Here is a 13,229-nt window from a genome sequence, read left to right as displayed (position 1 = left end):
GCCGCGTCGAAATCAATCAGATGCGCTTGTTGTCTAGGTCATGCACCGCGTGCGTCGCGCACGGCCTGAGCGACCTTTGTCGCCTGCGATACTCGTCCGATCTTCGCGCCTGCAATGATCTTTCGTCGGCGTTCGCTTGGCTTCGGCGCCATGCCTTCGCCCGCGGTGGCTCCAGCCGAGGGACGCGTTGTGAAGTTCGCGGCCCGGTGCAGTGCGAGGGCCTTTCGCGCCGCTTCGACATGTGCGGTCCGGGCTGCCAAATTGTGCTGACGCCGGAGCTCCGTGTTCACCCGTTTCAGTGCCGCCGCAAACACCTGTTTTCGCTCTGAAGCATGCTTGGCGGTTCCCGGAAAGCTCGTCCCGCGAGCCTCGGCCTTTCCGCGGCTCTCTCGTTGCTTTTGTCGGCCGACCGTTCGCTCCTTGTCGCGCATCTTGCGCAAGCGGGGTCGCATGGCCTCGAGCTCAGCCACCTCGGCGCTGTAGATGGCGGGATGATGCGTCAGGCGGATCGCCTCATATTCTTCATGGCTGAGGATGCTGCGTTCGAACTTGCAGGCGACCGACATTCCTATTCCTCCTTTTGATCTTCTTGAATCTCGGGGCAGAAGGACACGTCCAGCTCTGGCGGATCATAGCTGCAATGCCGCCGGATAGCTAATCTGCCACTATGCAGACTTGGCCGGCGCTTCGATCGCAGGGATCGATTGCCTTGCCATGGCGTCAAGGCATAGTGGCTCCTACTTTTCTGCTTCGTCGTCCTTGAGACGAATCCCCTCAGTCCGCAGAGCCGCAAAGAGAGCCGCGATATCTTCAGGCTCCATATTGTTGGGGCACATCCCGTTCAGTTGCTCGGTTGTGATCGTGCCGCTGCTCCTGGCGATGTCTCTTGCCTTCGCCATGATCTTCTGAAGGTCCATCTGTGTTCCTCCGCGAGGGACATACTCTACGCTCGCCACCCATGCATGTCGCCTTCTAAGAAACGTGGGCCTGTGGCTGCACTGAAGGATCGGTTCGCTTCACTTCGAGTTGAGACAATTTCGTTCGAAGTTCGCCATCGGAATTGGGCAGCGACCGCAACTTTGTCTCGCATGTTCGGTTAAACTGCGACATAATCCATGTCTCGCGTGCTGGTGAGCATGGATTCATGAACCGCAGCCCCGTGCTCGTAGACCTGGCGCTTCAAGGTGGGGGATCGCACGGTGCGTTCACGTGGGGTGTCCTGGATCGCCTTCTCGAAGAGCCATGGTTTCAGATTGCGGGCATATCCGGGACATCGGCCGGAGCGATGAACGCAGCCGTGCTGGCGGATGGTTGGACCGCGGGCGGCGCTGCCGGCGCACGCGAAGCGCTTGAAAAATATTGGCGAAGCGTCTCGCGCGCCGCCGCATTCAGTCCGTTGCAACGGTCGCCGCTCGACCGCCTGATGGGACGCTGGTCGCTTGACAGCTCCCCGGCCTATCTCTTCACCGATTTGATGTCGCGGATGCTTTCACCCTACGACCTCAATCCTCTTGGCTTCAATCCGCTCCGCGACATATTGAACGACAGTATCGATTTCGAACGTCTTGCACGCGCGCCGATCAAGCTCTTCATAACCGCCACGCGCGTGCGTACGGGCCGTGGACGGATTTTTCGCAACGCGGAGATTACCGCGGATGTCCTGCTTGCGTCGGCTTGCCTGCCAACGATGTTTCGCGCGATCGAGATCGATGGCGAGCCCTATTGGGACGGCGGCTATGCCGGTAATCCCACGATTACGCCGCTCGTTCGCGAGACCGACGCGCGCGACACCGTCGTCGTCCAGATCAACCCGACCGAGCGGCCGGAGCAGCCGCGCACGGCCGCTGACATTCTCAACCGGCTTAACGAGATCTCATTCAACTCGCCGCTGGCAAAGGAGCTGCGGATGATCGCGTTGCTTCGCCAGGTCGCCGACCCCGGTACCGGGGAGGGCGCCCGCTGGGCGCAGATGAAGACGCACCGGATCAAGAGCGACATGCTTGCGACGTTCGGTTCATCATCCAAGCTTAATGCCGAATGGGCGTTCGTGGCCAAGCTGCACGAGGAAGGGCGGCGAGCCGCCGGCGAATTCCTCGACGCGCATGGCGCCGATCTCGGTGAGCGTTCGACGGCGGATCTCGATATTCTGCTGGCGGAGTGCTGAGACGATGGGTCTTCTCGGCATTCTCGTCGGGCTTGGACTGCTGGTCTGTCTTGCTTTCCGCGGTTGGAGCGTGCTGCTGCTCGCGCCGCTCTGCGCGCTGGTGGCCGCAGCCTTCGGTGGCGAACCGCTGCTTGCCAACTGGACGCAGACCTTCATGGGTAGTGCGTCGGGGTTTCTCGCGCAGTTCTTTCCCATTTTTCTGCTTGGCGCCGTGTTCGGAAAGCTCATGGATGACAGCGGCGCGGTCGCTGCGGTCGCGGGCTTCATCTCCCGGTGCCTGGGCGAACGCCGGATCATCCTCGCGGTCGTGCTCGCAGGCGCGCTTGTCACCTACGGCGGCGTCAGCCTGTTCGTCGCCTTCTTCGTCATCGTTCCGATGGCGCAGTCGCTGTTTCGCACGGCGGGGATTCCACGTCGTCTGGTACCGGCGGCGGTCATTCTCGGGACTTCGACCTTCACCATGTCGGCGCTGCCGGGCACGCCGTCGATACAGAATGCGATACCGATGCCTTTCTTCGGCACGACCCCCTTTGCCGCACCGGGCCTCGGCGTTGTCGCATCGATCATCATGCTGGGCGTCGGGCTGTGGTGGCTTCTTCGCGCGGAGAAAGCAGCGCGTCGGGCAAAAGAGGGTTATGGCGACGAGCCGCCGGTTCCGGCGGATGCCGCCGACGATGAGCTGTTGCGCGAGCGGGCTACGACGGCGCGAGAATTCGACCCGGCGGAGCTCCGCCACGGATATCATAGCAGCGCCGCCGTCCCGATTTTCAACGCGATCCTTCCGCTGATCGTCGTCGTCGCCGTCAATCTGGTGATGTCGCTCGTTGTGCTGCCTCGGCTTGATTTCTCGTTCCTGGCCGAACAGCGGTGGGGCAATACATCGCTGGCTGCCGTGGCTGGTGTCTGGTCGGTTGTCGTGGCGTTGGCGGGAGCGATCGTGACGGTCATCCTCTGCAACTGGACGCGGCTGCCCGCACTACGACGAACCATGGATGCGGGTGCCAACGCGTCGGTCTTGCCGGCCCTGAGCGTCGCAAGCCTTGTCGGATTCGGCGCCGTTATCGCCTCGCTTCCCGCTTTCGGCGTGGTGCGGGACTGGGTGCTGAGAATTGAGGGCGGCCCATTGGTGTCGCTCGCGGTCGCGACGAACATCCTTGCCGCGCTGACGGGGTCGGCTTCCGGCGGCTTGACGATCGCGCTCGATGCGTTGGGCCAGACTTATATGCACCTTGCCGCGGAGGCGGGTATCGACCCCGGCCTTTTGCATCGCGTCGCGGTGATCGGCTCGGGAACGCTGGACATTTTGCCTCACAACGGCGCGGTCGTTAGCCTGCTTGCGATCTGCGGGCTCAAGCATCGCGACAGCTATCTCGACATTGTCATGGTCGGCATTGCGAGTTCCGTTATCGCGCTCGTAGCGGTGATTGCGATCGGCACCGCTTTCGGGTCGTTCTGACGCAAGACGATGGGTTGGCTCTGCTTCCCGCCGGCGCGCGTAGCTGGAGCGACGTTGATCTGAAAATGGCGAAGGGCCCGGCGTGTTGCGCCGAGCCCCTCATGGTCCATCTAAGCAAGACGCGTTTTCTTGATGCTAACCGGAACTCCACTTCGCTCGAAAACGCTTTAGAATATCAGCCGGCCTGTAAGCCGGGTTCTGTAGGGCACCATTCTTGCGAATGATGCGCGACGGCCATTCCTCTGGGACAAGGTTCGCACCTTGCCTCGGGCAACCTACCCGGACAGCGGGCCTGACATCGCCCTGCGGTGTTATCGCGCATGCGCGAACTAACCGCGTTGCCGTCCCTATTCGGTTTTGCTCCCGGTGTGGTTTGCCATGCCGTCTCCGTTGCCGGAAACGCGGTGCGCTCTTACCGCACCTTTTCACCCTTACTTCCTCCGAGGAGGGAGCGGTTCGTTCTCTGTGGCACTTTCCCTGGGGTCGCCCCCGCCGGATGTTATCCGGCACCGCATGTCGATGGAGCCCGGACTTTCCTCCCCCGCGGCCTTTCGGCGCTTGCGGGAGCGGCCGTCCGGCCGACTGACGGCGTACGCATGCGGGCTTTGGCCGTCCGCGTCAAGCGATTGCGATGGTTAACCCTTGGCTTGGCGCCCGGCCGGTCCTCGATTTTGACATTCGCAGAGGAGGAGCCTTTGATATCGATTTGATCGATTCAAAGGTCGAGGCGCCATGGATACCGAACTGGCCCGGACGTTCCTGACGGTGGTGAGCGCCGGCAACTTCATCACCGCGGCAGAGCGGCTGCATGTCAGCCAGTCGACCGTCAGCACCCGCATCCACACGCTCGAGCAGCAGCTCGGCTGCGTGCTGTTCGTGCGCAACAAGGCCGGCACCACGCTGACGCCGGCGGGCCGGCAGTTTCAGCGCCACGCCTCGGTGCTGGTCCGCACCGTCGAGCAGGCGCGCCATGATGTCGGAATCCCCAAGGGATTTTCCGCGACGCTGGTGGTCGGCGGCCGCATCGGCCTTTGGGAAGAGTATCTGCTGCGTTGGCTGCCGCTGATGACGCGGGCGCATCCCGACATCTCGATCCGCGCCGAGAGCGCGCTCGAGACCGAGCTGATGCAGGGGCTGGTCGAGGGACGCATCGATATCGGCGTCATGTACACGCCGCAGAGCCGCCCCGGCCTCAAGGTCGAGCAGCTGTTCGAGGAGCAGCTCATCCTGGTGTCGACCGATCCGAAGAGCGCGCCGGAGCCGGGGCCGGGCTATGTCTATGTCGATTGGGGACCCGAATTCTACGCGCGTCACGCCACGCTGTTTCCGAATTTCGCCGGCCCCGCGCTGACGGTGAACATCGGCTGGCTCGGCTTGCAGCATCTCTTGGAGAATGGCGGCTCCGGATTCTTTGCGCGCCGTATCGTGGCGCCGCTCCTGAAGGCGCGGCGGCTGCACGCCGTCGCCGGCGCACCTGGCTTTGCGATGCCGGCCTATGTCGCCTATCCGGCTGACAGCCAGGACGATCATCTGGCGCGCGCGGTCGAGACCATGCATCGGCTCGCCGCGTCGCATGTCAATACGAGTGCGGACCTCCCGCGGGCGAAGCCCGCCACGCGGCGGCGGCGCTGACCGCGATTGCTATCGGCATCACCGATCAGTTCCATCGGGTTTCTTCGCTTGTCAGCGCAAACCTCCGCGTTCACAGCTGGATGGGCATCAGCAGGAGGTCAGACGATGGATATCGCGGCAGAAGTGGCAGACGCGTTGCTCAAGGGCGCCTCCGACGCGATCGTTGCGACCGATGCCGAAGGCCGCATCACCTTGTGGAATCCCGGCGCGGTCAGGATGTTCGGCTTCAGCGCCGAGGAGGCGATCGGACAATCGCTCGATTTGATCATTCCGGAGAATCTGCGCGCGCGTCACTGGGCCGGCTTCCGGCACACGATGGCGACCGGGATGAGCCGCTACGGTCAGGGCGATCTGCTGTCGGTGCCGGCGCTGACCAGGCACGGCACGCGCATCTCGGTCGAATTCACCATCGAGATGCTGCACGATGCGGCGCGCAAGGTCGCCGGCACCGTCGCCGTGATGCGCGACGTGACCAAGCGTTTCGAGGAGCTCAAGGAGTTGCGGCGCCGCGCCGCGCAGCAGGCCGGGACATCGTCATGACGCCCGCCGTGGGGTGACCGCTATTTTCCCGATCGCAGGCGGGTTTCCGCGAGCGCGGTCACGAGGCCGATGACCAGCATCGAGGCGACGATGTCGGCTTCCGCGCCGAAACCAAATGCGATCACCGTCGCTGCGGCAACCGCCGCAAGGATCGCGATGGTCAGCCCTTCGTCGGCGATCAGCTGACGCAGCGCCTTCAGGCGCGTGGTGCCCCGTTGCATTGCCTGCTCACACGCCGAGCGGATGGCCGCCCGCAGCGATGGTCGAGGCGACCTGACTGGCGTGGTGGCGCGGTTTTGCCACGATCCGGCTGCGCAGGATTCGGTACAGCATCGACAGCAGCAGCCGGGAAAGGCGCGTTGCTGTCTGCGGCAGTGGTGTCATGGCGGGTCCTCCGGGCATTCCGACCCAAAGGCTACGCGCTGCCATAAATTTAACAAACGAATAATACTGGCGATTACTATCGGACTATCCGATATAAGTCCGCTCCGCGGCCCGCCGGGCAGGCGTGGCATTCACGCCGGGCGGCCAAAATAATTTATCCTGACGATGTCGTCCTGCGTGTCGCCCGTTCGACTGGGTGTCGGCGATCCAGCCGATCAAGAGGAGTTCTCAAGATGCAATATCTGTTGCTGATCTACCGGAGCGACGCGGAATATGGCGGCATGAATGCCGACGACCGCAAGGCCCTGTCGGCGGAATATGCCGTATACACCCAGTCCATTATCCAGAGCGGACACTTCAAGGCGGGAGACGGGCTGCAGCCGGTATCGACCGCGACCACCGTGCGGGTGCGCGACGGCAAGACGCTGACGACCGACGGGCCGTTTGCGGAAACCCGCGAACAGCTCGGCGGCTACTATCTCGTCGATGCCAAGGATCTCGACACGGCGCTCGGCCTTGCGGCGCGGATTCCCGGCGCCAAGACCGGCTCGATCGAAGTCAGGCCGGTGATGATCTACGACAACCCGCGATAGCGGCATCGTCGCCAGATGGATGTAGCGGCCGCGTCGCCCGGCGCGGCCGCCGAGCAACGATTGATCGCCATGACCCCCAGTCAGATCGAAAAAGTGTTTCGCGACGAGGCGGGCCGGGCGCTCGCAACGCTGATCCGGCTCGTCGGCGATTTCGATCTGGCCGAGGATTCGCTTCAGGATGCCTTTGCGGTGGCGCTGCAGCGCTGGCCGATCGGCGAATTCCCCTCCAATCCGCGTGCCTGGCTGGTCAATGTCGGCCGCAACAAGGCGATCGACCGCGTCCGCCGCGCGGCGACGTTTCGCGGCAAGCAGCAGGAGCTGACGCATCAGATCCTGCTCGATGCGGAGTCCTCGCCCGAGCCGGCCGATGCAACGCTCGACGACGACATGCTGCGGCTGATCTTCACCTGCTGCCATCCGTCCTTTGCAGCCGAGGTCCAGGTCGCGCTGACCTTGCGCACGGTGTGCGGGCTGACGACGGTCGAGGTCGCGCGCGCCTTCCTGGTGAGCGAGGACGCCATGGCGCAACGCCTCTTGCGCGCCAAGCAAAAGATAAAACTCGCCGGCATTCCCTATGAGGTGCCCGAGCGCGAGGCGCTGGAGCCGCGCCTCACCGGCGTGCTCGCCGTGATCTACCTCGTCTTCACCGAAGGTTACGCGGCGACCGCCGGCGAGGATCTGATGCGGCCCGATCTTGCGCGCGAGGCGATCCGGCTGGCGCGGCTGATCGATGCGCTGATACCGGCGCGCGGCGAGATCAAGGGGCTCTTGGCGCTGATGCTGCTGCATGATGCGCGCCGCGCCGGCCGCCAGACCGCCGGCGGCGATATCGTGCTGCTCGAGGAGCAGGACCGTTCGCTGTGGGATTTCCAGCAGATCGCCGAAGGCCTCGAACTGGTCGAGGAGGCGCTGCGGATGCCGGGCCGGCCGCAGTCCTACGCCGTGCAGGCCGCGATCGCCGCGCTGCACGCGCGGGCGCCGAGTTACAAGGACACCGACTGGCCGCAGATCGCCGGTCTCTATGAGGTGCTGCTGCGCATCAGCCCGTCGCCGGTGATCGAGCTCAATCACGCGGCCGCGGTGTCGATGGTCGACGGCCCGGCGCGCGCGCTCGACCTGATCGACGCGCTGGACGCGCGCGGCACGTTGAAGGGATACGACCAACTGCCTGCGGTGCGCGCCGATCTGCTGCGCCGCCTCGGTCGCAAGGACGAAGCGCGGCGGGCCTATCTCGCCGCAACGGCAGCCACGCAACTCGAACCGCTGCGGCGGCTCTATGCGCGGCGGATCGCCGAGATGGGGTGACGCACCCCATCTCGTGCGTGGCCTGTGACGGCGCGCGATTCATCCACGATCGTCAGCGCGCCGTGCGGCGTTGAGCTTGCTCAGTACCCTGTCTTTGCCTTGGCGCCGGTGCTCGACTGCCCGGTCGTCGCCCCACTCGACATGCCGGTCGTGGTGCCGGGTGCCATCTTTGTCTTTTTCTGCGCATGATGGACTTTTTGGGTCTTGTGCTTGGTCGACATGGTCTTGTCCTGGGTCGACATAGCGCTTGCGGCTGTCGGAGCGACGATGAGGCCGACGGCGACAGCTCCGGCGATGAGTGCTTTGAACATGGACGAATCTCCACTCGGACCGCCCCAGCTAGAAAGACGGCATTTGCCGAAAAGTTCCAATGTGCACGAACACTTGGCCGGAAAATGCTCCGCTCCTCGCAATGACGGACGGAGGCGAGCCTAGCTCGACGCGACCACCGTCGCCGCATCCGGCGGCAGGCTCTCGAGCAGCGCGTGCAGCGTCGCCATGGTGGAGCGGTCGGCGATCCCGTCGATGCGCTCCGGGCGGAAGTGACGCTGGAAGGCGGTGACGACCTCCATGGTCGGGCCGTCGAACTTGCCGTTAGTCGGGATGTTGTAGCCGTAGCGCCGGAACGCGGCCTGCATGTTGGAGACGCTGTCGCTGATCGCACCGAGCTGCAGCGCGTCGCCGCGCACGACCGGCGCCGGCTGGACCCAGTGCCCGACGCCGGAATTGGCCAGCGAGTGCCACGGGAATTTCTCGCCGGGATCCTTCTTGCGCGCCGGCGCCACGTCGGAATGGCCGAGCACGCGATGCGAGACGATCTTGCGGCGAAGCATGATGCCGCGGCACAGCGCGATGACGGCCGCGATCTGGCGCAGCGGAAAGTCCGGATAGCCCCAATCGTGACCGCGATTGACGATCTCGACGCCGATCGAGCAGGAGTTGATGTCGTCATCGCCGGCCCACGCCGACACGCCGGCGTGCCAGGCGCGCTTGCTCTCCGGCACGCACTGCACGATGCGGCCGTCCTCGAGCACGATGTAGTGCGCCGAGACCTCGGTCCCGGCCGTGCAGAGCTGGGTGATCGCACCCTCGACGTCGGGCATGCCGGTGTAGTGCAGCACGATCATGTCGGGTTGCCGGCCATTGGCGCGATCGCCGAAGTTCGCCGACGGGATCACGTCGGAGGCGATCGAGGAATCCGGCGTGAACGTCTTCGCGTCCGCCACCCCCTTTGGAACAGGGAGGGCGCGCTGACGCTTCGGATCAGCGTTGCCGGACGAAGACGAACTTGAAGCCATACGAATCACTCAAACCCGAACCAGGAGAAAGCATTTTGACATATGGATAAACAAATAGGCGTTTACTATTCCTTTACCGTCCGGGCCGCGCAATCGACCCCTGCCGGTTCCACGATCCGCACGATGCGCCGCGTCATTGTGCCCGAAGTGAGTCTTGAGGGTATCATTCGAATGCGGATCAAAGGCGCGCGGTTCCGCTAACCGATCATCAACGTTTTCTTAACGTTAAGTGCCGTTACTGAGAGGTGAAGTGCCGAACCGGTTTCGGGGGACGGCCAAAGGACGCTGAGCCCCGCTGTTTGCGCGAAATCCCATGGAAACCCTCCCAATTCCGGTCGGATATCAGGATTTGCGGCCGAGGACGGGAGTTGGCGCTGGCGTCACGCAGCGGCTTTTTCACGCGTTTTCGAGCGAAGTGGATACCGGTTCGCGTGAAGAAGACGCGTCAAGACAGGAATCCAGAGCTCCGTTCCGATCGAATCGGAACGAAGAAGGCTCTGGGCGCGAGGATTCGAGGCGCAATGAGTCGGCGCGCACCCAGCTTGTATGCCAGTTACGCGGCCCCGCCGGGGAGCGGCGCATGAGCGAGCGTGCGCCGCGTCACATTTCGGTGCTGGGCCGCGAGGCGGTCGCGTATCTCGATCCGCGCGCCGGCGGCATCTATGTCGACGCGACCTTCGGTGCCGGCGGCTACAGCCGGGCGATCCTCGATGTCGCCGAGACCCGCGTGATCGGTATCGACCGCGACCGCACCGCGATAACCGGCGGCTTCGATCTGGTCGACGGCGCGGGCGGTCGGCTGACGCTGGTCGAGGATCGCTTCTCCAACCTCGCCGAGGTCTGCGCGTCGCAGGGGGTGGATGCGGTCGACGGCGTCGTGATGGATGTCGGCGTCTCCTCGATGCAACTCGACCAGGCCGAGCGCGGCTTCTCGTTCCGCCTCGGCGGTCCGCTCGACATGCGGATGGCCCAGAGCGGCCCGACCGCGGCCGATGTGGTCGCGTCGGCTTCCGAGAAACAGCTCGCCGACATCATCTATATCTTCGGCGAGGAGCGCCATTCGCGCGGCGTCGCCCGTGCCATCGTCGCCGCGCGCAAGGACGCGCCGATCACGACGACCGACGCGCTCGCCGATATCGTCGCGAAAGTCGTGCGCGCCAAGCCGAACGAGATCCATCCGGCGACGCGGACCTTTCAGGCGCTGCGCATCTTCGTCAATGAAGAGCTCGATGAGCTCTATCTGGCGCTCGCAGCCGCCGAGCGCGTGCTGAAGCCGGGCGGCCGGCTCGTCGTGGTTTCGTTCCATTCGCTGGAAGACCGAATCGTCAAGAATTTCCTCACGGAACGCGGCAAGGTCTCCGCCGGCTCGCGGCATTTGCCCGAGGTGGCGCAAGCGGCGCCGAGCTTTCAGATCCTGACCAAGCGTCCGGTGACGCCCGATGAGGCCGAGCTTGCCGCCAATCCGCGCGCGCGATCGGCCAAGCTGCGTGCCGCCGAACGCACCGCGGCGCCGGTGCACGCCGACGACGACCTGCCGTCATGGCCGCGCCTGTCCGACCTGAAGCGGGGAGGGTGACGATGCGCCTTCTCCATCTCCTCGTCATCGGCATGCTGATCTTCGCGGCGTCCTATGTCTACCGCATCAAGATGGAATCGACCGCGCGCGTCGAACGCGTGCTGCAGCTCAACGCCGAGATCCGCGAGCAGCGCAACGCGATCGCCGCGTTGCGCGCCGAATGGGCCAAGCTCGATGCGCCGCTCCGGCTGCAGGGCCTCGCCGAGCGCCATCTGCCGCTGAAGCCGGTCAACGCCAACCAGTACGATTCCCTGAAGAACCTGCCGGAGCGGCCGCCGAGCTTCACGCGGCCCGGTTCGCGCGATCCGATCGGCGCGATGATCGACACCATCGAGGCCGCCGCGGCGCCCGACAGCACGACCGGATCGATCGACAAGGCGGCGACCGACCAGCCGGCCGCCGACCAGCCTGCGCCCGAAGACTCCGGGCAGGGCGGGGGAGACCAGCAATGACGGGACCAGCCATGACCGATCCGGCACCCGCCAACACGCCGGCCGTGAAGCCCGCCGAGCCCTGGAACCAGCGGCTGATCCGCACGCTGCTCTATGGCAGCAATGTCGACCGCGCCGCCAAGGCGCGCGCGCGCGTTGGCCTCGCCATCCTCGCTTTCGCCGCGGTCTATTGCGTGCTGGCGGGGAGGCTGGTGCTGTTCGCCGTCGGCGCCGACAGCCACGGCGCGCGCCGCACCGCCTCGCAGGACGCGATCGCGACCGCGAGGCCCGACATCACCGACCGCAACGGCGAAATCCTCGCCACCGACGTCAAGGCGCCGAGCCTGTTCGCCGAGCCGCGCCGCCTCATCGACAAGGACGAGGCGATCGAGCTCTTGACCGGAGCCTTGCCCGATCTCGACACCAGCGAGGTGCGCGACCGTCTGTCGTCGCGCAAGGGCTTCGTCTGGTTGAAGCGCGAGATCACGCCGAAGCAGCAGAGCGACATCCATCGCCTCGGCCTTCCCGGCGTCGGCTTCCTGCGCGAGAACAAGCGCGTCTATCCGACCGGCAACGAGGTCGCCCACCTGATCGGCCTCGTCAATATCGACAACCAGGGCATCGCCGGCATGGAGAAGTGGCTGGACAGCAACGGTCTGGCCGATCTGCATCGTGCGGGCTTCGCCACCGACCGGCTGCAGAAGCCGGTTGAGCTGTCGGTCGACCTGCGCGTCGAGCATGCGCTGCGTGACGAACTGCTCAAGGCAAAGGAGAAGTTCAAGGCCAAGGCCGCCTCCGGCCTCGTTTCCAACGTGCGCACCGGCGAGATCGTGGCGATGGTTTCGCTGCCGGATTTCGATCCGAACAATCCGAAGGAGGCGCACGATCCCGACCGCATCAACCGCCTGACCACCGGCGTCTACGAGATGGGCTCGACCTTCAAGGCGTTCACGCTGGCGATGGCGCTGGATAGCGGCCGGTTCGACCTCAATTCGATGTGGGATGCGCGCGGCCCGCTGCACTACGGCAAGTTCGCGATCCATGACGATCACAACATGGGCCGCATGATCAACATGAAGGAGGTGTTCTACTATTCCTCCAACATCGGCGCCGGGCGCATTGCGCTGGCGATGGGCGTCGACGCGCACAAGGCCTTCCTGCGCAAGATGGGGCAGCTCGAGCGGCTGCGCACCGAACTGCCGGAGAGCGCGTCGCCGATCGTGCCGAAGAAGTGGGGAGAGTTGAACACCGTCACCATCTCGTTCGGTCACGGCATCGCGGTGGCGCCGCTGCAGGCGGTGATGGGCATCGATGCGCTGGTCAATGGCGGCTACCTGATCCCGCCGACCTTCCTGAAGCGCACCGAGCAGGAGGCGATGGCGCTCGCCAAGCGCGTCATCAAGCCCGAGACCTCGGACAAGATGCGCTATCTGATGCGGCTCAATGCCGAGATCGGCACCGCGAAGAAGGCCGACGTCAAGGGCTACTATATCGGCGGCAAGACCGGCACCGCGGAGAAGGTGATCAACGGCCGCTACGCCAAGAAGCGCGTGCTCAACGCCTTCACCGCGATCCTGCCCGCCGACAATCCGAAATACCAGCTCCTGATCATGCTCGACGAGCCGCAGCCCCTGAAGGAGACCTACGGGTTCATCACCTCGGGCTGGAATGCGGTGCCGACCGGCGGCAATGTGATCGCCCGAATTGCGCCGCTTTTGGGCGTTGAACCGCGATTCGACCTGCCGCCGTCCGACCGCCTTATTCTTGCGGCATCCAGAACAACCCAGTAAGGCGTACATTCACGGCATGATCCGGACCGGAACGGCCGCGTTAGCGAAAAATGCGATGCG

At 64.7% G+C, this 13,229-nt stretch carries 15 protein-coding genes and 1 other RNA gene; 9 read left to right on the top strand and 7 right to left on the bottom strand.

The genetic code is table 11. The annotated features are described in order from the left end of the window. Nucleotides 1-38 precede the first annotated feature (38 nt). The gene (locus tag AC1VNY_RS23705) at nt 39-566 is read right to left on the bottom strand and encodes a hypothetical protein (protein ID WP_482406980.1); all 528 of its coding nucleotides are present in this window, start codon (nt 564-566) and stop codon (nt 39-41) included. Nucleotides 567-737: 171 nt separating this feature from the next. Continuing rightward, entirely contained in the window at nt 738-917 is a 180-nt protein-coding gene (locus AC1VNY_RS23700) for a hypothetical protein (RefSeq protein WP_016840044.1), read from the bottom strand. A gap of 227 nt (nt 918-1,144) precedes the next feature. Here AC1VNY_RS23700 and AC1VNY_RS23695 point away from each other — a divergent pair, with 227 nt between their 5' ends. Together AC1VNY_RS23695 and AC1VNY_RS23690 are read left to right on the top strand one after the other, a co-directional pair. Next, nucleotides 1,145-2,164: a patatin-like phospholipase family protein gene (locus AC1VNY_RS23695; RefSeq protein ID WP_026193140.1), complete on the top strand. Its 1,020-nt coding sequence runs from the start codon at nt 1,145-1,147 to the stop codon at nt 2,162-2,164. Nucleotides 2,165-2,168: 4 nt separating this feature from the next. Continuing rightward, entirely contained in the window at nt 2,169-3,620 is a 1,452-nt protein-coding gene (locus tag AC1VNY_RS23690) for a GntP family permease (protein WP_482406979.1), read from the top strand. A gap of 171 nt (nt 3,621-3,791) precedes the next feature. Here the strand turns inward: AC1VNY_RS23690 and rnpB are convergent. Further along, nucleotides 3,792-4,206: RNase P RNA component class A (gene rnpB, locus AC1VNY_RS23685), an RNA gene on the bottom strand. 146 nt (nt 4,207-4,352) lie between these two features. Between rnpB and AC1VNY_RS23680 the strand changes: the two genes are divergently transcribed. After that, on the top strand, nt 4,353-5,252 hold the full coding sequence (locus AC1VNY_RS23680; protein ID WP_482406978.1) for a LysR family transcriptional regulator: 900 nt from the start codon (nt 4,353-4,355) through the stop codon (nt 5,250-5,252). A 105-nt stretch (nt 5,253-5,357) separates the two neighbouring features. Continuing rightward, entirely contained in the window at nt 5,358-5,792 is a 435-nt protein-coding gene (locus AC1VNY_RS23675) for a PAS domain S-box protein (protein ID WP_482406977.1), read from the top strand. Nucleotides 5,793-5,812: 20 nt separating this feature from the next. Here AC1VNY_RS23675 and AC1VNY_RS23670 read toward each other — a convergent pair whose 3' ends face one another. Together AC1VNY_RS23670 and AC1VNY_RS23665 are read right to left on the bottom strand one after the other, a co-directional pair. Then, entirely contained in the window at nt 5,813-6,013 is a 201-nt protein-coding gene (locus tag AC1VNY_RS23670) for a hypothetical protein (RefSeq protein WP_038383082.1), read from the bottom strand. Nucleotides 6,014-6,020: 7 nt separating this feature from the next. After that, a complete protein-coding gene (locus tag AC1VNY_RS23665; protein WP_157787882.1) occupies nt 6,021-6,176 on the bottom strand; it encodes a hypothetical protein in 156 nt (51 codons plus the stop codon). A 233-nt stretch (nt 6,177-6,409) separates the two neighbouring features. Here AC1VNY_RS23665 and AC1VNY_RS23660 point away from each other — a divergent pair, with 233 nt between their 5' ends. Then, entirely contained in the window at nt 6,410-6,769 is a 360-nt protein-coding gene (locus AC1VNY_RS23660; protein WP_028332558.1) for a YciI family protein, read from the top strand. A 69-nt stretch (nt 6,770-6,838) separates the two neighbouring features. Next, nucleotides 6,839-8,074 carry an RNA polymerase sigma factor gene (locus AC1VNY_RS23655; RefSeq protein ID WP_038383091.1) on the top strand — a complete coding sequence of 412 codons (1,236 nt, stop codon included), beginning with the start codon at nt 6,839-6,841 and terminating at the stop codon, nt 8,072-8,074. 80 nt (nt 8,075-8,154) lie between these two features. Here the strand turns inward: AC1VNY_RS23655 and AC1VNY_RS23650 are convergent, their stop codons facing one another. Both AC1VNY_RS23650 and AC1VNY_RS23645 read right to left on the bottom strand, forming a co-directional pair. Beyond that, nucleotides 8,155-8,385 (bottom strand): hypothetical protein, encoded by a 231-nt coding sequence (locus tag AC1VNY_RS23650; protein ID WP_038383083.1) that lies wholly within the window; start codon nt 8,383-8,385, stop codon nt 8,155-8,157. 120 nt (nt 8,386-8,505) lie between these two features. Further along, entirely contained in the window at nt 8,506-9,372 is an 867-nt protein-coding gene (locus AC1VNY_RS23645; protein ID WP_304496442.1) for an N-acetylmuramoyl-L-alanine amidase, read from the bottom strand. Between the two features lie 580 nt (nt 9,373-9,952). Here AC1VNY_RS23645 and rsmH point away from each other — a divergent pair. The 3 genes from rsmH to AC1VNY_RS23630 are packed head-to-tail and all read left to right on the top strand — an operon-like array spanning nt 9,953 to nt 13,169. Then, the gene (gene rsmH, locus AC1VNY_RS23640) at nt 9,953-10,948 is read left to right on the top strand and encodes a 16S rRNA (cytosine(1402)-N(4))-methyltransferase RsmH (RefSeq protein ID WP_482406976.1); all 996 of its coding nucleotides are present in this window, start codon (nt 9,953-9,955) and stop codon (nt 10,946-10,948) included. Between the two features lie 2 nt (nt 10,949-10,950). After that, nucleotides 10,951-11,400 (top strand): cell division protein FtsL, encoded by a 450-nt coding sequence (ftsL, locus tag AC1VNY_RS23635; RefSeq protein WP_253625833.1) that lies wholly within the window; start codon nt 10,951-10,953, stop codon nt 11,398-11,400. Between the two features lie 11 nt (nt 11,401-11,411). Further along, nucleotides 11,412-13,169 (top strand): peptidoglycan D,D-transpeptidase FtsI family protein, encoded by a 1,758-nt coding sequence (locus tag AC1VNY_RS23630; RefSeq protein WP_050385389.1) that lies wholly within the window; start codon nt 11,412-11,414, stop codon nt 13,167-13,169. Nucleotides 13,170-13,229: the final 60 nt, after the last annotated feature.

The organism is Bradyrhizobium ferriligni (assembly GCF_056837965.1).
Note: the sequence above shows the minus strand (reverse complement) of the source record. Positions and strands in the feature narration are given on the sequence as shown.